At 34.0% G+C, this 23,084-nt stretch carries 19 protein-coding genes; 14 read left to right on the plus strand and 5 right to left on the minus strand.

Going from position 1 to position 23,084, the window contains the following annotated elements; translation table 11 throughout:
- Positions 1-149: 149 nt before the first annotated feature.
- The 7 genes from Q1A01_RS10950 (at position 150) to Q1A01_RS10980 (ending at position 7,020) form a co-directional block, all read left to right on the plus strand.
- Positions 150-1,052, plus strand: a complete 903-nt coding sequence (locus tag Q1A01_RS10950) for an LD-carboxypeptidase (protein ID WP_299680282.1) — start codon at positions 150-152, stop codon at positions 1,050-1,052.
- On the plus strand, positions 1,042-1,962 hold the full coding sequence (locus tag Q1A01_RS10955; protein WP_299680285.1) for a carbon-nitrogen hydrolase family protein: 921 nt from the start codon (positions 1,042-1,044) through the stop codon (positions 1,960-1,962). Before Q1A01_RS10950 ends, Q1A01_RS10955 begins: the two co-directional genes overlap by 11 nt.
- Before the next feature lie 48 nt (positions 1,963-2,010).
- Entirely contained in the window at positions 2,011-2,370 is a 360-nt protein-coding gene (locus Q1A01_RS10960; RefSeq protein WP_299680288.1) for a YraN family protein, read from the plus strand.
- A gap of 137 nt (positions 2,371-2,507) precedes the next feature.
- Positions 2,508-2,990, plus strand: coding sequence for a hypothetical protein (locus Q1A01_RS10965; protein ID WP_299680290.1), 483 nt, complete (start codon positions 2,508-2,510; stop codon positions 2,988-2,990).
- 238 nt (positions 2,991-3,228) lie between these two features.
- Positions 3,229-4,677, plus strand: coding sequence for a S41 family peptidase (locus Q1A01_RS10970; RefSeq protein ID WP_299680293.1), 1,449 nt, complete (start codon positions 3,229-3,231; stop codon positions 4,675-4,677).
- Positions 4,678-4,692: 15 nt separating this feature from the next.
- Positions 4,693-5,811 (plus strand): helix-turn-helix transcriptional regulator, encoded by a 1,119-nt coding sequence (locus Q1A01_RS10975; protein ID WP_299680296.1) that lies wholly within the window; start codon positions 4,693-4,695, stop codon positions 5,809-5,811.
- Positions 5,812-5,895: 84 nt separating this feature from the next.
- Complete coding sequence (locus Q1A01_RS10980) at positions 5,896-7,020, plus strand: T9SS type A sorting domain-containing protein (RefSeq protein ID WP_299680299.1); 1,125 nt, start codon at positions 5,896-5,898, stop codon at positions 7,018-7,020.
- A 317-nt stretch (positions 7,021-7,337) separates the two neighbouring features.
- On the opposite strand, the gene Q1A01_RS10985 is transcribed toward Q1A01_RS10980, so the two are convergent.
- The gene (locus tag Q1A01_RS10985; RefSeq protein WP_299680302.1) at positions 7,338-8,165 is read right to left on the minus strand and encodes a helix-turn-helix domain-containing protein; all 828 of its coding nucleotides are present in this window, start codon (positions 8,163-8,165) and stop codon (positions 7,338-7,340) included.
- Positions 8,166-8,485: 320 nt separating this feature from the next.
- Between Q1A01_RS10985 and Q1A01_RS10990 the strand changes: the two genes are divergently transcribed.
- The 3 genes from Q1A01_RS10990 to Q1A01_RS11000 all read left to right on the plus strand — a co-directional run bounded on the left by Q1A01_RS10990 (position 8,486) and on the right by Q1A01_RS11000 (position 12,514).
- Positions 8,486-9,100 (plus strand): bacteriocin fulvocin C-related protein, encoded by a 615-nt coding sequence (locus tag Q1A01_RS10990; protein ID WP_299680305.1) that lies wholly within the window; start codon positions 8,486-8,488, stop codon positions 9,098-9,100.
- 109 nt (positions 9,101-9,209) lie between these two features.
- Positions 9,210-10,067 (plus strand): TraB/GumN family protein, encoded by an 858-nt coding sequence (locus Q1A01_RS10995; RefSeq protein WP_299680307.1) that lies wholly within the window; start codon positions 9,210-9,212, stop codon positions 10,065-10,067.
- A 212-nt stretch (positions 10,068-10,279) separates the two neighbouring features.
- Positions 10,280-12,514 carry a TonB-dependent receptor plug domain-containing protein gene (locus Q1A01_RS11000; RefSeq protein ID WP_299680309.1) on the plus strand — a complete coding sequence of 745 codons (2,235 nt, stop codon included), beginning with the start codon at positions 10,280-10,282 and terminating at the stop codon, positions 12,512-12,514.
- Between the two features lie 104 nt (positions 12,515-12,618).
- Here Q1A01_RS11000 and Q1A01_RS11005 read toward each other — a convergent pair whose 3' ends face one another.
- From Q1A01_RS11005 to mfd, 3 genes are read right to left on the minus strand one after another with little or no spacing between them, the layout of a single operon-like run.
- Positions 12,619-13,305 (minus strand): DUF2490 domain-containing protein, encoded by a 687-nt coding sequence (locus Q1A01_RS11005; RefSeq protein WP_299680311.1) that lies wholly within the window; start codon positions 13,303-13,305, stop codon positions 12,619-12,621.
- Entirely contained in the window at positions 13,302-13,895 is a 594-nt protein-coding gene (locus Q1A01_RS11010; protein ID WP_299680313.1) for a hypothetical protein, read from the minus strand. The genes Q1A01_RS11005 and Q1A01_RS11010 overlap by 4 nt, the downstream gene beginning before the upstream one ends.
- 10 nt (positions 13,896-13,905) lie before the next feature.
- Positions 13,906-17,280 (minus strand): transcription-repair coupling factor, encoded by a 3,375-nt coding sequence (gene mfd, locus Q1A01_RS11015; RefSeq protein ID WP_299680316.1) that lies wholly within the window; start codon positions 17,278-17,280, stop codon positions 13,906-13,908.
- 310 nt (positions 17,281-17,590) lie between these two features.
- On the opposite strand from mfd, the gene Q1A01_RS11020 reads away from it, so the two are divergent.
- The 4 genes from Q1A01_RS11020 to Q1A01_RS11035 all read left to right on the plus strand — a co-directional run bounded on the left by Q1A01_RS11020 (position 17,591) and on the right by Q1A01_RS11035 (position 20,428).
- On the plus strand, positions 17,591-17,986 hold the full coding sequence (locus tag Q1A01_RS11020; RefSeq protein WP_299680319.1) for an endonuclease domain-containing protein: 396 nt from the start codon (positions 17,591-17,593) through the stop codon (positions 17,984-17,986).
- Positions 17,987-18,450: 464 nt separating this feature from the next.
- Positions 18,451-18,951, plus strand: coding sequence for a sigma-70 family RNA polymerase sigma factor (locus tag Q1A01_RS11025; protein WP_299680322.1), 501 nt, complete (start codon positions 18,451-18,453; stop codon positions 18,949-18,951).
- 5 nt (positions 18,952-18,956) lie between these two features.
- Positions 18,957-19,565, plus strand: coding sequence for a hypothetical protein (locus Q1A01_RS11030; RefSeq protein ID WP_299680325.1), 609 nt, complete (start codon positions 18,957-18,959; stop codon positions 19,563-19,565).
- Positions 19,566-19,729: 164 nt separating this feature from the next.
- Positions 19,730-20,428: a hypothetical protein gene (locus tag Q1A01_RS11035; protein WP_299680328.1), complete on the plus strand. Its 699-nt coding sequence runs from the start codon at positions 19,730-19,732 to the stop codon at positions 20,426-20,428.
- Between the two features lie 58 nt (positions 20,429-20,486).
- Here Q1A01_RS11035 and Q1A01_RS11040 read toward each other — a convergent pair whose 3' ends face one another.
- Positions 20,487-22,925, minus strand: a complete 2,439-nt coding sequence (locus Q1A01_RS11040; protein ID WP_299680331.1) for a hypothetical protein — start codon at positions 22,923-22,925, stop codon at positions 20,487-20,489.
- Between the last annotated feature and the right edge of the window lie 159 nt (positions 22,926-23,084).

The raw sequence follows: 23,084 nt of genomic DNA on the forward strand, positions 1-23,084 counted from the left end.
ATGTTAGTTCCTCAGATAGAGGTAAGAAATTGGTAAATGTATATGTTGTCTCTTTTTAAATCGTTGGTATTCATTTATGAGTATTGGCGATTTTTGGTTATTCAGATATTGATAAATATAGTACCTTGTATTTCTAAAATAGAAATATAGTGATAACACCGCCATTTCTTAAAAAGGGAGATCGTATAGCGATCGTCGCAACGGCACGTAAAATCTCTTTAGAAGAACTTGAAGAGGGACTTCAACTTATTAAAGATTGGGGACTCGTACCTGTGATTGGAAAAACCATTGGTGCTTCAGATCATCAATATGCAGGCACCGATTATGAACGGGCTCAGGATTTTCAAGAAATGCTTGATAATCCAGAAATTAAAGCCATTTGGTGTGCACGTGGCGGGTATGGCTCTGTACGCATTATAGATCAGATTGATTTTTACAAATTTGTAAAATATCCTAAGTGGATTGTAGGCTATTCGGATGTGACGGTATTTCACAATCATATCCATAAGATTGGTTTTAAAACCATTCACGGCACTATGCCTGTAAGTGTGGAGGATAATACCGCTTTCGCGAAAGCGTCTTTAAAAAAAGCCCTTTTTGGAGAGCAGCCTGATATTATATATGAGACCTCTCACAAGTTGAATAGAAAAGGAGCTGCCAATGGAAAACTAGTAGGTGGAAACTTATCCATGCTCTATTCTATGTGTGGAAGCAACTCTGCATTAGATACCGAAGGAAAAGTATTATTTATAGAAGATCTGGATGAATATCTGTATCATATAGACCGTATGGTGATGAATTTGAAACGCAATAAAATGCTCGATAATTTGGCAGGACTCATTGTAGGAGGAATGACTAAAATGCATGATAATCGTATTCCTTTTGGAAAAACTGCTCAGGAGATTGTAATTGATGCGATAGGAGAATGTGATTACCCAGTAGCTTTTGATTTTCCAGCAGGTCATGTAGATGATAATAGAGCCTTGATCATGGGAGCTACTGTAGCGCTAGAAGTAACCAAAACTAATTGTACGTTGACATATGAAAGTTAAGGTAACCCTTATTCAGGACAGTCCTGTATTTTTTGATAAAGAAGCTACCCTTCAAAAAGTAGAGCAACTCACCCAGAAACATGCAGCCACGGGAAGTGAGCTTATTGTATTCCCAGAATCGTTTGTGCCAGGCTATCCTCGTGGATTTATGTTTGGCACCAAAGTAGGAAGCCGTACTGAAGAAGGAAGAGATCTGTATGCCGAGTATTATGAGAACAGTTTTGATCTAGAGAGTGATGATCTCCCTCGTATGGAACAACTCGCCGCCGCACAAAATGTGTATCTCGTTTTGGGTGTAACTGAACGAAAAGCCATCAATGGAACACTCTATTGTAGTATGCTGTATATCTCTCCTAAAGTAGGATTATTAGGGGTGCATCGTAAGATTAAACCCACAGGATTTGAGCGTATTATTTGGGGAGAAGCAGGAGGCGAAGGATTGGTTACTTTTCATACTGATATTGGGAAACTCGGCGGACTCATTTGCTGGGAAAATTATATGCCTGAAGCTCGAATGGCGATGTATAAAAAAGGTGTAGAAATCTATATAGCACCTACAGCCGACTCACGAGATAATTGGACTGCAACCATGCAACATATTGCGTTGGAAGGACGTTGTTTTGTGCTAGGGTGTAATCAGTTTTTCACCAAATCAATGTACTCAGAAAAACACCAAGCACTCGCTGTAGATGAGCCAGAGATAATGTGCCGTGGCGGAAGTGTCATTGTAGCTCCAAATGGTCAAGTACTTGCAGGTCCTTTATTTGACAAAGCAGGCGCGCTTACCGCAACTATTAATCTTACTGAAATCACACGAAGTAAACTAGACTTTGATACCATAGGTCACTATGCACGACCTGATATTTTCGAATTTAAAGTGAATGGACAACCTAAGATGAAGAAAGAATGATAACCAGAAGATTTCCGCCTTCGTGGAAATTGAAATGAATTTTATTAAATGACACACAACGAACTTGGTGAATGGGGGGAAGAGTATGCTACGTTATACCTCATAAAACAGGGATATACCATCTTAGAACGCAATTGGTTTTATAATAAAGCTGAACTAGACATTATATGTCAGAAGGATAAAGACACACTTGTCATCATAGAAGTTAAAACTAGAAATTCAGAGTTTTTTGGAGATCCTCAAAGTTTTGTTACGCAAGGAAAGATCAAGAATATTGTAAAAGCTACCAACGAATACGTGATCTCAAACGATCTTGATGTTGAGGTACGTTTTGATATTATAGCCATTCTTAAAAATGCACAACAAGAAGAATTAAAACACTTTGAAGATGCATTCTATCATTTTTAACCTGCATTATGTAATAGAAAATCTATTACATAATGCAGGTTTGATAGTAAATAAGTATCTTTAGAGTTCTCAAAGGGCACACCTTAGCCAAAATATTTGTTTAGTTAGTCTATGTTAATAAACTAAACAATCAAAAAATGAAAACACACTTAACACTTTACGCATGGATGTTATGCCTATGCTTGTTTATCTGTAGCTGTAGCTCAGATGATAATAACAATGAACCACAACAAATGGAAGAAGACCCCGTAGAAGAATCATTTACTGGGGATTATCGAGGAACCTGGAATTCTGTAACACCTTCAATAACCTATACAGATTTTGCAATTTCAGCAAAGTTTGTGGTTAGTGCAGCAAATCCTAATAGAATAGACGCTCAGTTTTTTGCAACTTCAAACTTCACGTCTTGCTGTAGTACAAATGCAAATGATGGTACCATGATTATAAATCTAGATGGCGATACGATTACTTCTTTCTCATTTATAGACACTATTGTAGATTGTGAAGGAAGCTTTTCTGGAAATGGTATGATAGATGCAAACGGAAACTTTATTATTGATTTTACAGGTAATGACTGTGATGGAGATCATGTAGGACAGCTTTTATTTATTAAACAATAATCAGACGTTTAAAATAGGTGTGTCTATTTTGAGAAAGTAATTGATGGTTATATGCTTTCGCGAACCTGCCTGCCGGTAGGCAGTAGCGTATACATGTATACTCATAGGGTATATAGCGTATGAGTGTACCCAGACAGACCTATAATTCTGTTAATACAGCCTTATAGTTTTGTTAAGCATAAAGGCGCGTTATCTTTGATTACTTACTTTTCCAATTCTAAATGTTCAATCGAATTATATGCATACCAGACTACTTCTATTTATGATTTGTAATTTATGTATACAACCTCTTTTTTCTCAAGAAAGTGTAGACGTAAATTTTGAAAAAAAATACCATCAGGATAGTATCAAAAAATGGACGAGAGACTTACTAGAAGGTATGGAAGGAGGACATCCTGGGTTTTATTGGTATACACCAAAAGAGCGTTTTGATGTGATTATTGATTCGACATTACAAACAGTTACCGATTCACTCAATACACTTGATTTTTATAGAAAAGTAAAACCATTGATTGCTCAAATAGGATGTTTACACACAAACATTGTACTTCCAGTGGCCTATGAAGATGCAATGGCAAAAACAAAAACCCATATTCCAGTAGAAATTTTTATAGATGAAAACAGAAGAGTATTTATTACAAAAAATCACTCTGAAAATAGATCTATTCCTATAAAAGGAGAACTCCTTTCTATTAATGGAAAACCCATTGGACCTATTATAGAAACATTGGTTAAGGCAATTCCTTCAGATGGATATAATCAAACTGAAAAGATATTAGCACTCAACTTGAGATTTCCGTTTTGGTATCAGAGTATAATTGAAATGACAGATACATTTACGGTCAAAATTGTATCAGAAAACAAAGCGCAGGAATATAAAATAAAGGGTATTACTCCTGAAGTTTTCCCTTCATATGAAAAATTTGCAGCAATACATAAAGAACAACTTTCTTTTGAAATTAAAGATGGAGTTGGGATCTTGAAGATTCAAACATTTGCAAAGTCATTAATTAAAAGTAATGGGCAAAACTTTAAAGGTTTTATAAAAGATGCTTTTAAGACATTGAAGGAACAGGGTGTAGAAAACCTTATTATCGATTTACGGTATAATACTGGAGGAACCGATAGTTATGCTGCCTTACTTACTTCTTATTTTTTTGATTCAGAATTTAGATATTGGGATCGCATAGAGGTCACAGAAAGTATTGCAAACGATGTAAGCAAAGGGGCAGCCAAAATATTTTATAGCAAGCCAGAAAAAAAAGATTCTACCTACTTATGGAAAGGTGCATTGTTAACCAAAGAATTTAAGTACTACAAACCTCAAAAACCTGCAAAACATCACTATAAAGGCAACACCTATCTGCTTACTAATGGATTTTGTATGTCATCTGCAGCTGATGTTATTGCGATACTATCTGATAATAAAAAGGCTAAAGTTATAGGAGAAGAAAGTGCTGGAGGATATCAAGGAAACACCAGTGGACTCATGCCACAAGTAATTATAGGAGGAGGATTAATCATTACAGTTCCTCTCAATAAGTATATAAATGCAGTAGATCCAACTAAAAATATTGGAAGAGGCACCATTCCTGATTATCCAGTGACGATATCATTAGAAGACTGGATGTCAAAAGAAGATGTTGTAAAAGCATTTGCTTTCGATCTTATAAAAAACAATAATTAATAAAACGATATAGCAATGTCATTTACATTACTCGATGTTATTCTTTTCTTAGGGGTGAGTCAAGGAATTTTTTTGGCGGTCACCTTACGTCTTATTGATAATCGTAATAAAGTAGCAAATGATATTCTTTCTATTACCATCGGAATTGCTGTGGTGATGCTTTTTGGTCGTGTTGTAGCCTTTAGAATAGATGCCCCATGGGTAGGATATGTAGCTGGATTGGTAGATGTGACTATTTTTTTATTTGGGCCTCTTATATATTGCTATATACGACGTCTTCTTTTTCAGGAAACACCTGCTTTTAAACTTTCTTTTTGGCACTATTTGATTGCCTGCATACATATTTGTATAACAATAGGTGTGTATTTAGCTCCAGAAAATGTTACAGCTTTTATTAAGGAAATACAGTTTTTACCTTATTTCTGGTTTTTTGCAGAATTAATAGGTGTTATAAGCTTTATCGTATATACTATTGCTTCTATTAGATTATTTCAGAAGCATAAAAATATTATGAAACATCAGGTTTCCTACGTACTAGCGATACGTCGTTATGCGTTGTATTTATTAGGAGCAGTATCCTTATGTACACTATTATGGGTGGTTAGTTTTTTAAGTGGGGTTTTTAGAATTAAAGAGATTTACACCATTTTTAATTATGAACTAGTATGGATTTCTATTCCATTGTTTATTTATGTTATTGGATATTATAGTTTGCGTCAACCAGAAATTTTTAGAATTCCATGGCGTCCTAAGATTAAAGAAGAAAAAGCAAGACTTAAACCAGATGAAATTCAACGATTACAAAAACGATTGAAATTCTTTCTTCAAGAGGAAGAGATTTATAAAACACCAGATTTATCTCTTAAGGTACTTGCAGAAAAAATAAATACAACTTCTAATAACCTTTCATGGTTACTAAATCAGATATATCAAAAATCTTTTTATGACTACATTAATACGTATCGTGTACAAGATATATTAGAAAATATTGATCGGGGATTGCATCGTAAACAAACATTACTAGCCATTGCTTTTGATGCTGGGTTTAACTCAAAGTCAACATTTAATAAAGCCTTTAAACAAGTGACTTCCCAAACCCCTAGTGAGTATATAAAAAGTAAAAGAGTAGCGTAAAAGCGTCTATGTGTACCCATACTGTCGCGCGATTGAGTTTTTGGTTTTTAATTTGAACTTCATCAATCTAAAAACCGAAAAGTTATGAAAACAATTACTACCTTATGTCTTACATTATTCTGTGTGCTATCTCAAGCCCAAACAGTTACTACTGTTACAGAAGGATCCTTTTATGATGGATTTGGAATTACATCAAATGGAGATGTGTATTGTTCCAATTTTCAAGGAAATGAAGTCTTTAAATATGAATTTACTACAGGAAATGTGACCACTTTTGCAACAGGATTTACAAATCCAAACGGTATAGGAGTCACAGATGATGATCGTATTTATATATGTGAAGCTGGCGGAGGCACCATACATATTTATCATACAGATGGAAGTTTACTAGATACTGTAACAGGGCTTAACAATCCTACAGGAATAAAGTATAATATTCAGGATGATAATTTATTATGGGTTTCTTATAATCAGAGTAGTCTTAATTACTTAGATCCAGACGATAATGAAACTGGAATTATAATCCAAGGAGCGCCTCTTAATGGACCTTCAGGAATAGCCTTTATTGGAGACCAAACGTATATTTCTAATTATAACGATAGGAAGATATTTAGATTGGAAAGTGATGAGACCTTGACTGAGATTGCTCAATTACCGGCAGGTGCTGCTCAAAATAACGTATTAGGATTTCTTACTTCAAAAGGAGGTTTTCTATACGGCACCCAAATAGGTGAGCATCGTATTTATAGAATCGATCCTGAGACTGGAGGAGTATTCTTATTTGCAGGGAGTACACTTGGTAATACAGATGGTGATATAGATACGGCAACGTTTAATTTTCCAAATGGGATTTTAGGAGATACTACAAATGATCGTATATACATATCTGATGCAGGTAGTGCTAACTTACGTATTATTGAAAATGTGAGTTTGAGTGTAAACGCTTTCGCGAAAGCGGACACCTCCATACAGCTATTTCCAAATATGCAAAACGATTCTATAACCATTAAAGGAACACTTATAAACGCTCAAAACTATGAACTCAATGTCTATAATACATCTGGGCAGCTAATAGAAACTGTAGTAGGAGTTATTCAAGAAGGAGAATTACTAACCACATTAATGACAAGTACCTGGGGTAAAGGGGTCTATTTGATTAAAATTAATGCAGAAGAAACAGTCGTGACTAAGAGATTTATAAAGCGGTAATAACAACTATTTTAAGATTCGTATACTAATATGTAAAACAAGACGTTTATAAAAATTATTGTAGTTGTGTATGAATAAATAAAAAATAACGACTACATTGCTGGCGAAAAATGATTTTGAGAAGTGACGTTTATCTAGTTAATTGATACTAGAGCTATAACATTGCAAGTAAAATCATCATGTAATGATCATATTTGTTTTAGTGAGATAAAATTGAGTACGAAAAAACTGATGGTTCTTAGCCGAGGGTTATGTATATTTCCCTCGGCTTATATATTCTAATACGTTTACAATACTACCTTATACTTAGAATATCTCTATTCCTTAATTTGTGACTTAATAGTTTCTATAACTTTTAGAATAATAGCCACATTCACTCCTTGTACTAGAATACTTGCAGGTCCAGCTACAATAGCTAAAAAAATACTAAGTAACATCGCTCCTATAATAATTTGCATAATTCCTGCGGCAATAGGTAATTGTCCAATGCCTTTGAGCTTATACAAAGCAAAACCAAAGAAAAGATACATGATACCCATGAGTACACAATATAAAATACCATATCCTTCCATGGGAAGAATAGTAAAGTCTAAATCTATAAGTCCAAATGTAGCAGCAATTGCATTTATAACAATAAATAGAATCGCCGTTAACTTTAGAAAAGTGTTTTTAAACAAATTTCCTATGAGTACAAAAGATCTCATATACAAAGAAAAAAGGATAATAGATATAACTCCTAATATGATGGTGTATGATTTGCCAAAATAATACGAGTAATTAATTACATAATACCAATCATCGATAGCTTCAAAAACAAGAGCGATCATGCTTAGTATTCCAGCAATCCAACCTATATGTAATTGTTTAAAGATAAATGAGACGTCTTTAGAAGAATCTATTTCTAGAAGCATTACTTCTTTTACTTTTGTTTCAAATACAGAATCTTGTTGTAAATCGTCTAGATCTCTATCTAATGCAGACAAGATGGTTTTTATAGTATATACTCTAGGAGATACTTCTCCAGCTTCTATGCGTTGAATAGTGCGTACACTGATATTACATTGTTCTACAAGTTCTTCTTGGGTAAATCCTTTTTGTTGGCGTAATGCTAGTATTTTACGCCCTAATTCTGGTTGTTTCATCATAATAAATTAGCCTTGTACGATGTGCGCCTCAATATACAAGAAGTTTCATAGTACAATAGTACGCAGGCTTCAATAATTGTTTCACTTTTTAGATTGAATTTCACCCGTCATTTACCCGTAATTGTAGTGATAGTAAGGTGTTTGAAGGTATTTTGACACTAGCATAATATGACAGAATTATCGAATTTTAAATTAAAAAGGCGCTTTTGAGTTTCTCAGTAACGCATATGAAGTTAATAGTTGCATTTACATATTGACACTAGTAATATGGTTTTTGGTTATGTAGTTTTCTCAAAAATTTTAACCAAAATCATATAATTATGAAAAAAATATTTTTAATGTGCTTTGTTAGTTTACTTATTTTAAATTCTTGTCAAAATTCTGACGATGATGCAATTACTTCTATAGAAGAAACAGTTGATTTAAAATTAATTGAAATTATAGAAAGTGGAACAGAACCTGACGAGAAATCTAATTTTATTGTGCTTTCAAATAATGGGAAAGCATTGGTTTGGCAACGAAAATTAAATAAACTTCTTACCTCTAATTCTTTTAATAAGGAACAACTACAAATGATAGAGGAAGCGATAGAACTTATATCTCCAGAAATTTATGATGATGAGAGTAGAGGTAATCTAGAAAAATATAAGAAACTTGAAACTTGGATCACTAGAGCAAAAGTGACTTTTTCTAAAGATTTAGCTTTTGAAAGTTTTTTTGTTATTAATTCAAGAGTGGTATCTCCGGGACCAGATTTTATTGAAGGAGACGATGAAGATTGTGAATGTAATAAAAGAGATGATTGGTGTTTTGGACCAGGAGCTGATTGTGAAGGAGCATCGTGTGAGGCAGATAATGATGGGTGTGGGTTTTTCAATATTAGAGCATGTAATGGTCTCTGTGGTGTAGCGGGAGATGGAGAAAATGATAATTAATCGATCTTTCCATATTAATAGGCTTTTTTACTACTTGTGTAACAATTTTGAAACTATTGATACTTATAATACCATATATAAATAGTTAGTTCAAAAAAATAAAAGATATATGAAAAACACATTTAAAGCCTTTGTTGCATTAATCCTTAGTACATTTTCTTTAGTCGCTCAAGAGGAATCAAGTTTATTATGGAAAGTAGAAGGAAATGGAATTAAACCATCGTATGTATTCGGGACTTTTCACCTGATACCTGAGGAGGATTTTGAATTTAAAGATAAAGTAGACAAGGCAATTAAAGATACAGAAATTACGGTCTTAGAACTTGATATGGATGATCCACAAATGATGGTAAGTATGCAAAAACTTGCGCAATTAGAAGATGGTAAGAAGTTAAGTTCTTATATGGATGAAGAAGAGTATAAGATTTTGGATACGTATTTAACAGAACATATGGGTGTTGGGATGGCTGCCTTTAACACATTTAAGCCTTTTACAGTATCTTCTATGATTACAATTTCAATGATGGGCAAGCAAACAAAGAGTTATGAAACCGAGATTATTGCACGTACAAAAGCAGCTCAAAAAGAAGTTATTGGATTAGAAACCCCAGAATTTCAAATAGGTGTTTTTGAAGTACAGCCATATGATGAGCAAATTGATCAAGTAATAGAGTATCTAGAAGATGAAGAAAAAGTAGCAACTATGTTTGATGATATGATTTCTAAGTATAAAAAAGAAGATATTCAAGGCTTATATAGTGCAATGAATGAAACTTTTGAAATGGACCCTGCGTTACAAAAAGCGTTATTGGACGACCGTAATATAGATTGGATAGGGAAAATAGGAACGATTTCTAAAGACCAAAAAGTGTTTTATGGGGTAGGTGCTGGACACTTAGGAGGAGATCAAGGCGTGATTAATTTATTACGTAAAGCAGGATATACGGTAACACCTATCGTAGAATAAGAGGGTTTTCTAACAAATCCAAATCAATCAATAAGGCTTTCTACTACAGGAAGCCTTTTTTGATGCTTATCTATATGCTTCTGTTTGCTGATAGATAGGTTTTTAACCTATAATAATATCTTTTATAAAAATATATTCTCATAAAAAACGAATTTAGAAAACCGAGTTATCATTTTACTCGTAGGTTTTTCTGAATATATCAAAATACAACTATGAGAATTTTTATGAGTTTGGTATGCTTATGCCTTACCGTAACAGTATACGGACAACGTTTAAAAGGAACCGTATTACATCAACAAGGAAAACAAACGCCTATTGATTATGTAGGTATTTTTAATAAAAATACAGGACAGCATAGTCACAGTGATAGTGATGGAAGTTTTGTGCTTCCTAAAACAACAGCAGGAGATTCTATTTACTTTTCTAGATTAGGCTATACAACCCGTATGGTTGTTACTTCTCAGAGAGATTTTGAAACATCTATTACCGTATATATGGAAGCTTCAAGTATATCATTAGATCAAATAGAACTTACTTCAGAAATAGATATATTAAGTCGTATTGCAGCCGTAGATGTACAAACAAATCCTGTAAAATCATCTCAAGAGATTTTAAGTAAAGTACCAGGACTTATTATTGGTCAGCATGCAGGAGGAGGAAAAGCAGAACAGATTTTTTTAAGAGGTTTTGATGTAGATCATGGAACTGACGTTGCTATAAGTGTAGATGGAATGCCTGTAAATATGCCTTCTCACGCACATGGACAAGGATATGCAGATTTACATTTTGTCATTCCCGAAACCATTAAAAATATAGACTTTGGAAAAGGACCTTATTATGCAGATAAAGGTAATTTTAATACTGCTGGCTTTGTGAATTTAAAACTTTTGGATGCAGTAGAAAATACATATGTTGCTGCAGAAGTGGGTCAATTTAATACCTCAAGATTTGTTGGGCTTTTTCCAGTATTAAACAATCAAAAAAGCACAGGGTATATAGGTTCAGAGTTATATCTTACAGATGGGCCTGTTGTATCTCCACAAAATTTTAATCGTATTAATCTTATAGGAAAATATCGTTATGAAGACTATGGTAATCAAATATTAGAGCTTACAGCATCTCACTTTCAAAGTAAATGGGATGCTTCAGGACAAATTCCTGTGAGAGCTGTTGAGCAAGGATTAATTAGTCGTTTTGGAGCAATAGATGATACTGAAGGAGGAAATACCAGTCGTACCAATTTGGCACTAAATCACACCAAGTTTATGACAGATAATAGTACGTTACGTACTAATGCGTATATAAGTCATTATGATTTTGAGTTGTATTCTAACTTTACTTTTTTCTTAGAAGATTCAGAAAACGGAGATCAGATTCGTCAAAAAGAAGATCGCATACTTCTAGGAGCAAATACGACGTATGAACGAAAAAACATAGCTCTTTCAGATGTGGTTGCATTTGAATATCAAGCAGGAATAGGATTTCGATATGATGACGTAAACGATGTAGAACTTTCAAAAACCCTTAATAGGGTAACAACTTTAGACAGAATTTCATTTGGAGATGTAGATGAGGTTAATTCTTATGGTTTTTTAAACACCGAACTTAAGATGGGTAAATGGAAATTCAATCCGTCGCTTCGAGTAGATTATTTCAGGTTTGATTATGAGAATAAGTTAAGCGAACAATTTGACAGACAAAGTGAAAGCAAGGTGGCAGTAAGTCCCAAATTTAATGTTGTATATACTGCAAATCAAGAGATGCAATTATTTTTTAAATCAGGTATAGGATTTCACTCGAATGACGCTAGAGTTGTCGTTGCAAATCAAGGAGAAGATATCTTACCTGCTGCCTATGGAATAGATATAGGAACTGTAATAAAACCCTTTGATCGCTTTGTGGTAAATGCAGCTGCGTGGAGTTTGTTTTTAGATCAAGAGTTTGTATATGTTGGAGATGCAGGTATTGTAGAACCGAGTGGGAGATCTCGCAGATTTGGAATCGAATTAGGTGCGCGTTATCAAGTGACAGATTGGTTGTATGCATATTCAGATATTAATTATACCTATGCGAGAAGCACTGATGAATCAGATGGAGCCGATTTAATACCATTAGCACCTGATTTTACAGCAGTAGGAGGTCTTACAGTTAATAATCTAGGTCCTTTTTCAGGATCACTTACCTATCGTTTTGTAGATGATCGTGCAGCCAATGAAGATAATTCTATTATAGCAGATGGTTATTTTGTAACCGATATGAATCTGAGTTATACCCGTAAAAACTGGACGTATAGCCTTATTGTAGAAAACCTATTTGATATCGAGTGGAATGAAACTCAATTTGCCACAGAAAGTAGATTGTTTAATGAAGCTAATTCTGTAGAAGAAATTCATTTTACGCCAGGAACACCTTTTTATCTAAGAGGTAAAATAGCAGTTCGTTTTTAGGTTGTATACGCTTTAACGCTTCGCTCTCCCTTTAGTTGTAAACCTGCCTGCCGGCCTTATAAATTTGCTTTCGCGAAAGCGAACACATACGTATTAGGATATCATTACAATGGAAAGTAATACCCCATTTGTATCCAATATCTATGATCAGGACTGCTATTTATAAAGGAATCTATTCTGTAATCGAGTCCTAGCTCTATCTTGTTTTTGTTTTTCAAATTATAACCTAAGGTAGGCGTCAAACGTATTTCAATGTCATTTTCTTGATCTCTTAGAATTCCTAGGTATTCATTACTGATTTTAAAATAGAACTCGTTGGGATCTATCGTTTGACCTCGTAATGCAATATCTGAAGAAATACGATACCGCGCCCTAAATGTAGGTACACCTCCTTGTCGAAAGGTTTGATCAGTACGAAAACGATGTGCAATACGGTGTGTGCCTTTATAATCTATGAGTACGTATTGCTGTATAAATCTATGGGAAGTACTTCGATCTTTTTCTAGACGCGTCAAATATCCTGCTCCGATGCTATTACTTACACCCAGAGTACGAGAAACTACTGTGGTAATATCTGTAAGTGTATATAACGTCGAATTTTCTAAAGTAGTTAACGAACTTCCTTCTGCTAGCTCTACACGTGGTGCAATTTCCAGATTGACAGACCATAGGTTTTCAAATTTCTTTTTGATATTCAGTTTTGGAATAGTTCCTACATTTGTGACGCTTTGCGATTGTGCATTCAGATAAGTCAGTAAGCAAATAATAATTATGTAGTGATACTTTTTCAAAATTTAAGAATATCTGTATCTCTAGTAATAATCTCTTTTTGTGTTATTTTTTGACCCTTTTTGTCAAACTGAAATTCAAATAACTGTACTTTGTTTTTTGTTCTGGCACGTATAATAATTTCATAACCATATTGAATGCCTGCTACTGCAGTGGCCATAGAATATTCGGGAAAATTATGAAACCCTCTCCACATGAGAAGAAATTCTGGCTCTCCCGTATACTGAACTTGTATTTTTTCTATAGCATACGCATCATATCTTTCTTTCAAATCTAATGCTATCGCTTGTTTTATAGATTCTGGTAATTCTTTTAAGGGTATTTTTCGTTCGATATCTTGTAGCTCACCATCATCAGAAAATTCAATACTATATGTTGATCCTAATAATTTAAACTTTGCTTCTACAGAGGTATTGTCAAGCCCTTGCTCTCGATACCATTTTATTTTTTTTGTAACGTCAAAACTGTCTATAAAATCCAATGCTTTTTGAGGAACTTCAGAAACTGGTATTTTATACTCACGTTCATACTTTTGTTGCGCATAGGTTGCTAAAGAAATACAGAGAAAGCAATAGAAAATAAGTTTTTTCATAGCTGTATCATTAAGATGTTTCGGTTACTTTAGGCATCAATGGCTTCAATATCTCGTGTACTGCTTGAATAGAAGTAGCCTCCCCAAACTTGAGTAATAATCGAGATCCCGTACGAGTTTTCTTTTCTTCTAATTTAACACGATATGCAAATTCCTGAACAAATTGCAATACACTCGTAAAGGCATTACTTTGATAAAACTCTGATTGTTGATCTGATATAAAGAAACCAATAAACTTATCGTTTTTCATGACTACTTTTTCCATACCTACCTTGGTAGCAATCCACTTAATGCGAACAGAATTTAACAAATCTTTCGCTTCGTCTGGTAAAGGTCCAAAACGATCTATAAGGATAGTTTCAAAAGCAGCAAGTTCTGTTTCGTTTTTGGTTTCATTCAATTGGGTGTAGAGATTCAGGCGTTCTGAGATGTTATTGATATAGTCGTCTGGAAAAAGCAAACTGAAATCGGTATCAATGACGGTATCTTTTACATAGTCTTTATCTGCTTTCGCGAAAGCGTTCTCCTCCTCATACAATTCTTTAAACTCATTTTCCTTGAGTTCTTCGATCGCTTCATTTAAGATTTTCTGATAGGTATCAAATCCTATTTCATTAATAAATCCACTTTGTTCACCCCCTAATAAATCACCTGCACCGCGTATTTCAAGATCTTTCATGGCAATATTAAACCCACTACCGAGTACTGAAAATTGTTCTAATGCAGAGATGCGTTTACGGGCATCTTCGGTCATGGCACTATACGGCGGTGTGATAAAATAGCAGAAAGCTTTTTTATTACTTCTTCCTACACGACCTCGCATTTGGTGAAGATCTGAAAGACCAAAATTATTAGCATTATTAATAAAAATCGTATTCGCATTTGGGACATCGAGTCCGCTTTCTACAATGGTGGTAGAGACCAATACATCAAACTCTCCTGTCATAAATGCAAGCATGAGTTCTTCGAGTTTCTTTCCTTCCATTTGTCCGTGTCCTACGGCCACTTTTGCATCAGGCACAAGACGTTGAATGAGTCCTGCAACTTCTTTGATATTTTCAATACGATTATGAATAAAGAATACCTGTCCGCCACGTTGTATTTCATAGCTTACCGCATCTCGGATGGCTTCTTCAGAAAATCGAATCACACTACTTTCTATCGGATAACGATTAGGTGGTGGTGTTGTAATAGTGCTCAAGTCACGCGCTGCCATTAGACTGAATTGTAAAGTTCTAGGGATAGGCGTCGCTGTAAGTGTGAGTGTATCTACGTTTTCACTAATGGTTTTGAGTTTGTCTTTTACGGCAACTCCAAATTTTTGCTCTTCATCTATCACGAGGAGTCCTAGGTCTCTAAATTTTACATTTTTACTGGTGAGTTGATGGGTGCCAATGACAATATCTACAGCTCCACTTGTGAGCCCTTCCAAAACTTCTCGTTTTTGTTTGGCTGTTCTAAAGCGATTCAAGTATTCGATACGCACAGGAAAATCTTTCAGGCGTTCTCTAAATGTCTTTGCATGCTGAAATGCAAGAATGGTAGTAGGCACTAAGATAGCGACTTGTTTTCCGTTATCAACGGCTTTAAACGCAGCGCGTATGGCAACTTCTGTTTTTCCAAACCCTACATCACCACATACCAATCTATCCATAGGGCGTTCGCTCTCCATATCGCGTTTTACGGCTTCGGTAGCGGTACTTTGATCAGGTGTGTCTTCATATATAAAACTCGCTTCAAGCTCATGTTGCATATGCGTATCAGGACCAAAAGAAAACCCTTTTTGTAACCTGCGTTTTGCGTAGAGTTTGATGAGATTAAATGCAATATGCTTAACACGTGATTTTGTTTTGGCTTTTAATTTTTTCCACGCCTGACTTCCTAGTTTATAAATCTGAGGCGCTTTTCCATCTTTCCCAGTAAACTTGGTGATTTTATGTAATGAATGAATACTGAGATATAAAATATCACGCTCCCCATACACCAACTTAATAGCTTCTTGTTTTTTACCTTCAACGTCTATTTTTTGAAGTCCACCAAACTTCCCAATCCCATGATCAATATGCGTTACGTAATCCCCTACTTTAAGATTGGTTAATTCTTTGAGGGTGATGGCTTGCTTTTTAGCATAGCCATTTTTAAGGTTGAATTTATGATACCGTTCAAAAATCTGATGATCCGTATACAGTGCTGTTTTAAGATCGTCATCTATAAATCCTTGATACAAGGAAATTACGACCGTTTCATAAGGGGCAACATCAGTTTGTGCATCTTCAAAAATATCTCGAAAACGTTTGGCTTGTTGCTCACTTACACAAGAGATATAATTTTTATATCCTGCAGTATGATTATCATTTAAATTCTGAATGAGTAAATCAAACTGTTTGTTAAATGACGGTTGTGGTTGTTGCTTAAACACAACAAGAGTATTCATTTTTACATCAGATACAGAAGTACTACTATCTACCGTTTGAAACCCTTCGAGTTCTGATTTTAAAAGTGCTCCATCACAGAATAATTCGTTTGGAGTGCTACGTTTCACTTCTGAATCTAATTTTGTGAAGGCTTCTTCCGCTTTCGCGAAATTTTTATCAATTCGATCATAAAATAGCGATCGGTTTTTAATAAAAACCAACGTATTACTAGCAATGTATTTAAGAAATGTATCTCTTTTTTCTTCTAATGCCTTGTTTTCTACATTAGGCATGATGGAGATTTTCTTGAGTTGCTCTGAAGAGAGTTGTGTCTCTACATCAAAGGTGCGTATACTATCTACCTCATCGCCAAAAAACTCAATACGATACGGCTCATCATGACTAAATGAAAATACATCTACAATACCACCACGTACAGAAAATTCACCGGGTTCTGTAACAAAATCTACACGTTTAAAGTGATACTCAAAAAGCATCTCATTAATAAAATCGATAGAGAGTTTATCATTTACACTCACTTTTAAGGTCTGCCTATCTAATTCGCGACGCGTCACTACTTTTTCAAATAGTGCATCGGGATAGGTCACAATAAGCGCCGATTTCTTTCGGCTATTGATACGATTCAATACCTCGGCACGTAACAGTACATTGGCATTATCGGTCTCTTCTATTTGGTAGGGCCTTCTGTAGCTGCCTGGATAGAATAATACATTAACTTCTTTACGTAATTGCTCTAGATCATTCAGGTAATAAGCTGCTTCTTCCTTATCATTCAAAATAAGAAGAATGGGGCGTTCTATTTGCTCGTATACAGCACTAATAGTATATGATAGCGAGGATCCTATAAGACCTTTTACTTGTATATTTCGGTGATTTTGAGCAATAGCATCCTGCAGTTTCAGGAGTTGCTGAGACTGTGCAAAGTGTTGCGAGAGTGTAGTTTTACTCACGTGAGATTGAATTTATAACAAAGATAAGATGTAATTACGCTTTCGCGAAAGCGGAATAGGAAAATTAACTGTTGGATTTCTATTTTTTCATATTTAAGTGTTCCCCTCTAGTAAGAGGGGTTAGGTGTGTGTGATTTTAAGAATAACAGAATATAATTAACACCTCACTAGCCCTTACTTCGACAAGCTCAGCACAGCGCCTTCTTAGGAGGGAAGACTCAATCGCAAATTATACAAGAAGGTTTTCCATAACAGTTTCCCCTCTAAGAAGAGGGGAGTAAGGGGTGTGTAAAATTGTATATATTTAACTATGATCATAAAATACAATCCAAAGCTCACAGAATTTGCTCGCCAATTGAGAAATAATGCGACAAAATCTGAGATTAAGATGTGGCAATGTTTGAAAAGAAAACAATTGTATGGATATGATTTTCATAGACAGAAACCGATTGATGAATATATAGCAGACTTTTTCTGTAATAAACTACAACTTGTGATAGAGTGTGATGGGTACTCTCATGAGATTCAAGAGGTTTGGAAAAAAGATGTTAAGAAGACAAAACGATTTAATGAATTAGAAATACGTGTTCTTCGATTTTCTGATGATCAGATTATGAATGATTTTGAAAATGTATATCGAGCTATAGAAGATTATGTAGTAAGATTTGAAGAAAATGGGTTACCTCCTATTGAGGATTATTCTTAATGAAAACACCTCCCTAGCCCTCCTTTCTAGGAGGGAAGACTCAGACACACAAACTATATAATAATATTTTTCCATAACAGTTTCCCCTCTAAGAAGAGGGGTTAGGGGTGTGTAATTTTAGAGTTTTCAGAAATCATATGTTTCAACACCTCCCTAGCCCTTACTTCGACAAGCTCAGCACAGCGCCTTCTTAGGAGGGAAGACTCAGACGCACAAACTATATAATAATATTTTTCCATAACAGTTTCCCCTCTAAGAAGAGGGGAGTAAGGGGTGTGTTATTTGAGAGTTTTAAAAACAATAGTTGCTATACACCTATTGAATTCTTCCTTGACTTGGAAGGAACACCTAATAACAACGGATCAAAATTCAATATTTCTATAAAAAACTCATTTTTTTTTAGCTTCTTGTGATTTTTTAAAATCTACTGCGAATAATAGAGTAAACCACAACATCAAAACAGCTTGAGTAAGAAAGCAACATTTATTGATATCATTGAAAAGCATAAAGGCATTTTATATAAAGTGATCACAATGTATTGTGCCGACAATGAAGACAAAAAGGATCTAGAGCAGGAAATTTTAATCCAGATCTGGAAATCTCTAGACACCTATAATGACACCTATGCAATAACCACGTGGTTGTATAGAATCTCAATGAATGTAGCGATCTCACATTATCGTAAAACGTTTAAAACAAAAGGAAAGACTGTACGACTAGATACAGGCCTCCTTGAGTTTACAGCAGCTTCTGAGACTAGTGAAAGAAGTTACGAACAAGATATGTTACATAAGTTGTTGGCAGGACTTAATGAATTTGACAAAGCCTTAATGTTTCTTTATTTAGAAGATAAAGACTATGAGGTGATTGCAGATATCTTAGGGATTACTAAAACCAATGTTGCGACTAAAATAAGTCGTATTAAAAATAGATGGAAGCAAGAGCTTTCGTCTTCTAAAAACTAAATAGTATGAATGTAGATGATATAAAAAATATTTGGAAGAAAGATATGAACGCGTTAGAACAACGTGTAAAAGTCAATGAAGAAAAGATTAAAGCACTAGAGTTTAATAAAGCAAAAACAGGCTTTGATACACTTCTAAAAGTTTCGATTGCAGGTAAAAATATGGCATTAGTCTATGCGGTTATATCCTTGTGTATGATCTATTTTGTAAGTGATTCTGTACCCTATATATTGATGCTTGTAATAGCTTCTGGAGCTATGGTATTTTCTTATTTTCAGCATAGTGTTCTTAAAAAAATAGATTATGGGAAGTTGAGTTTAATTCAGTTGCAAAAGGAGATTGCCAAGTTTAGAATACATACTTCGCGTACAGCTATATACGATATGTCTATTGTTGCTATTTGGTTATGTGTTGCAGGGCTTTCTTTTTTGAAATGGGCAAAAGGATTTGATGTTTTTCAAACTCCAGAAAAACTAAGTCACTCAGCAATTGTGTTAGGGATTATGCTCTTGGTTATTGTGTTCTTTTCAAAAGCTATTTATAAAGACTATGATAAAAAACTCAAAAAACATGAAGCAGATTTAGATGTACTTACTACATATGAAGATCAATAAAATAAAAAAGATAATGAACCCAACTTATTTTAGTTGGGTTTTTTATGCTTTCGCGAAAGCGAATTTATGAGACCTGCCTGCCTGCAGGTTCATAATCAAAGGGAGAGCGAAACATTAAAGCGGGGTAGATATTTTTCTAAGATATCTGTATCTTGTAAGATATTATGAAAGATGCTTTAACGTATAAAATTTCTTGTCCTAGTTGTGGTGCAAGTAGTGGTTTTTCTGAAAAAAGACCAGGAAGCTATACCTGTGGTTATTGCGGTACTGCCTTTGAACATCAAAGCATTATTCCTTCTAAAAATCAAGAGAAAGTACTATATGACTATTTTGTTGTATTACAACAGGATTATAAAAATGTATCTCAAGAAAATCCAGATAGAGATACTATTGTATATGGTTTATTAATGCAAATGAATGGAATTGTAGAAGGTCTAGTTTCTAGTGTTTCTTTTGAAGAAGTATTACAAAAATATGTTGATTATACGAGTAAAGAGATTGATCACTTAGAATCAATAGGACTAAGAGAAATAACTACTTTAGATATAGTTCTTGAAAAAGATATAATGCTTGAAGCTAAATTACTCGCAGATTATAAACTATCATTATCTCAAACTTTTTTTAAATTTAAAAAAGAAGAAAAGTCTCTTACAAAGGCATTGCAATATGTTTCGTCTGCCGAAGCAATATATCTAATAATTTTTACAACATTTGATCATAACATTACGGGACTTAAATTAGATATTCTAAAATATCTTGGTTTAGAAAAAGAGTTGAATAGTGCTTTGCAAAATGCACTGCATTCTGAGGATAATGCATTTGTGGAGCGAATTAGGTTTAGATTTAAAGAGTTTATTCATTAGATGATTTTTATGAGCGCAACCAAAAGGTTTGATACTACGAGACTGGCCTCAATATAATTTACTCACTTGATGAAATCTGTACTTTCTTTTCAATTGAAAATAGTTGTCCGTCTTCACTCATTCCTTCTATAAAAAACAGTGCATTTTCTACTCCTGTATGTGGTATCATAAATGAATAGATTCCTTTTTTGTCTGTAATAGCATCTGGTTCCCAGTGGATAACTCCAAAGTTTTCAAAGGCTATATTATCATAACTCGCATACTTAGGGTTATAAAACGTTTTGGGTGTTTCAAACCCTTGAGGAACATTATAACTGAATACTTTAATAGATTTTTTGTTAGAATATTGACTATGAAAACTAGGTAAGCTTGATCTATTTCTTCGAGTGTTAATATAAATAACCCCGCCAGCTCCTCGTGACCCTGCAGTTGCTCCCGTTCTATCAAAATAGAAACTCTCTACATCTTCTGTTTTTAGACCTAAAAGGATATCAAAATCAAAGTCAAAAAGCTGCACACCATCTAGATAGACCAGTGGAATTGGGAATGCATTGTTAAGATTAAGAAAAGATTGTTGTTGTCTTCTCCTGATACTTACACGACCAATATCATTACTGTCAGGAAGTGAAAGTTCTTCTATTACTTCATATCCATTAGCTCGTATAATATCTGCAAATCTTCTAGCTCTTACAACAGTGTTTTCATCTACTTCTGTGACTCTAGAACGTATGAATGTAGGGATATTGACATTTGATTCAGATATTCTTTTCTTTTTTCCTGTTAAAACGACTTCATTTAATTCTAAAGCATCTTTTATCGTATAGAAAGAAGGCAGATTTACAGTGTTTTTTTCTGTATTAGATGTTTTCGCTTCAGAGAGATAGGTGTCTTTAATTTTTATTTCTGGAGCTGTAAGATCCTGCTTAATATACATTTTTGGGGGTTTTAGTTTTCCTCTAGATGTAATGATTGAAAATTTGAGCGTATCTCCTTGTGTTGGGAAAATACCATTTAATAAGAACTGGTTATTTTTAACAGCTATTGTTTGCCCTTCAAAATTAGACCCTGGATGTAGGTATATTTCTTCTCTTTTTGATAAAGGAACATTCATTCTCCCTTTTAAAACTTCGCCATTTTTAAAAATGAAATCTTCTTTGGGAGGGTTATTAAAAATATCTTGCCAAGAATATTTGCTCCAACCTTGTGTGAGTAACAAAAGGTCAAGTGAGGCTTCTTTGTCTTTATTAAAGTTTTTAAAATAATACGATGGGTTTTCTATACTTCCTCTTAGATAAGGTTTCAGATATAAGGCGCTTAAAATATTATCTTTATGGTTGTAACTTAATGTGTTTTCGGGAAGTACAGAGATACTCACATTTTTTTTCTTAGAAGAAGTATTTAAAGTAACCGCTATAGAATCTTGATTATGGGTAAGATGGGTTTCTATAGAAGCCAATGGATCGTATAAATTCATATTTTTATTAAAAAATAAACGCTCTGAAATAGGAGTCTCCTTGTCAAATAACGTAATAATGTTTATGCCTTTATAAAATTCTTTTATATCCATTAAAAAGATGGCATAATTTATATGGTTAGGGATTTTTGCATCAAACATTTTTCCATGGCCATCTCTATGAATAAATACTGAAAATACCTTATTCTGAATTTTAGACTTCGTTGCATCATTTGTTTTCAGAGTAATAGCGACTTGTTCTTTATTATGTTTTTTTACACTTAAAATAATTCCTTCTTTTTGGGTTTTAGGAAGATCTATAGTTGTTTCGTCTCCATTCTCAAAAATGAATAAGGCAGTATATTTTATAGCTGGATTTGGAACAAAATCAAACTTAGCTAGTCCATAAATGGAGCTTCCAAAGGTTAATAGCTCATAACCAAATTCATCTTTTAAAATAGCTTTTTTAAAAGGGATTCCATTTCCATATTGATCAATAGCTTTTACAGCAATTGTATTAGAAATATTTGCAATAATATGACCTCCTTCTGGTAAAAGCTGGATATCATATTCTCTTTTGGGAATTGTTTTCTTTGAAGGAATCTCTTTATTGTAGATTGTTATTTTTTGAAGATGTGATTTGTCTTCCTTGAAATTACGCATCCAATTTGTAGTTGCTTTAATATAATAAGTCCCACTTTTATATGTGGAGTCTATAGAGAAGTTTCCTTTTGTAAAGCCGTTGTTTGCAATAAATTTTTTCTGTTTAATTTTAGCTCCAATACTGTCATAAAGACTTACTTGGATATTAGTGGTAGCGGTAAAAGGGAGGCCTTTATGGGAATCATATATATATCCCTTAAACCATAATTCTTCTCCAGCGATATACGTACTCTTATTAAGATGTAAAAAAATAGCTTCTCTAGGCAGTTTGAAATACTCACTATATGCCTGTGTGATTTTTTCTTTATTTGAACCCGCCTGTGCATACCCAATATAATTTGCAGTTAACAAGAATATGCATAAGAAAACAATACTTTTCATTTTCATAAGTTGCTAGATTATTTTATTGAAAAGGTACTAAGGATTGTAAATCAATGTAGTTGCTACCGATAAATATATACCTTGTCTAGTCCTAACTAATCGATACAGATTATTAATGGATTAAATTTATTAATTAAAGCTGAACAATGATATCATTGT

Source organism: uncultured Dokdonia sp. (genome assembly GCF_947492815.1).
Lineage (GTDB): Bacteria > Bacteroidota > Bacteroidia > Flavobacteriales > Flavobacteriaceae > Dokdonia.

Excerpts from the sequence above, each read along its gene's own strand:
- Q1A01_RS10990 (WP_299680305.1), top strand. The coding sequence starts at position 8,486 with ATGAAAAAAATATTTTTAATGTGCTTTGTTAGTTTACTTATTTTAAAT.
- Q1A01_RS10965 (WP_299680290.1), top strand. The coding sequence starts at position 2,508 with ATGAAAACACACTTAACACTTTACGCATGGATGTTATGCCTATGCTTG.
- Q1A01_RS10960 (WP_299680288.1), top strand. The coding sequence starts at position 2,011 with ATGACACACAACGAACTTGGTGAATGGGGGGAAGAGTATGCTACGTTA.
- Q1A01_RS11030 (WP_299680325.1), top strand. The coding sequence starts at position 18,957 with ATGAATGTAGATGATATAAAAAATATTTGGAAGAAAGATATGAACGCG.
- Q1A01_RS11020 (WP_299680319.1), top strand. The coding sequence starts at position 17,591 with ATGATCATAAAATACAATCCAAAGCTCACAGAATTTGCTCGCCAATTG.
- Q1A01_RS10975 (WP_299680296.1), top strand. The coding sequence starts at position 4,693 with ATGTCATTTACATTACTCGATGTTATTCTTTTCTTAGGGGTGAGTCAA.
- Q1A01_RS10970 (WP_299680293.1), top strand. The coding sequence starts at position 3,229 with ATGCATACCAGACTACTTCTATTTATGATTTGTAATTTATGTATACAA.
- Q1A01_RS11000 (WP_299680309.1), top strand. The coding sequence starts at position 10,280 with ATGAGAATTTTTATGAGTTTGGTATGCTTATGCCTTACCGTAACAGTA.
- Q1A01_RS11040 (WP_299680331.1), bottom strand. The coding sequence starts at position 22,925 with ATGAAAAGTATTGTTTTCTTATGCATATTCTTGTTAACTGCAAATTAT.
- Q1A01_RS10995 (WP_299680307.1), top strand. The coding sequence starts at position 9,210 with ATGAAAAACACATTTAAAGCCTTTGTTGCATTAATCCTTAGTACATTT.
- Q1A01_RS11035 (WP_299680328.1), top strand. The coding sequence starts at position 19,730 with ATGAAAGATGCTTTAACGTATAAAATTTCTTGTCCTAGTTGTGGTGCA.
- Q1A01_RS10955 (WP_299680285.1), top strand. The coding sequence starts at position 1,042 with ATGAAAGTTAAGGTAACCCTTATTCAGGACAGTCCTGTATTTTTTGAT.
- Q1A01_RS10980 (WP_299680299.1), top strand. The coding sequence starts at position 5,896 with ATGAAAACAATTACTACCTTATGTCTTACATTATTCTGTGTGCTATCT.
- Q1A01_RS10985 (WP_299680302.1), bottom strand. The coding sequence starts at position 8,165 with ATGATGAAACAACCAGAATTAGGGCGTAAAATACTAGCATTACGCCAA.
- Q1A01_RS11010 (WP_299680313.1), bottom strand. The coding sequence starts at position 13,895 with ATGAAAAAACTTATTTTCTATTGCTTTCTCTGTATTTCTTTAGCAACC.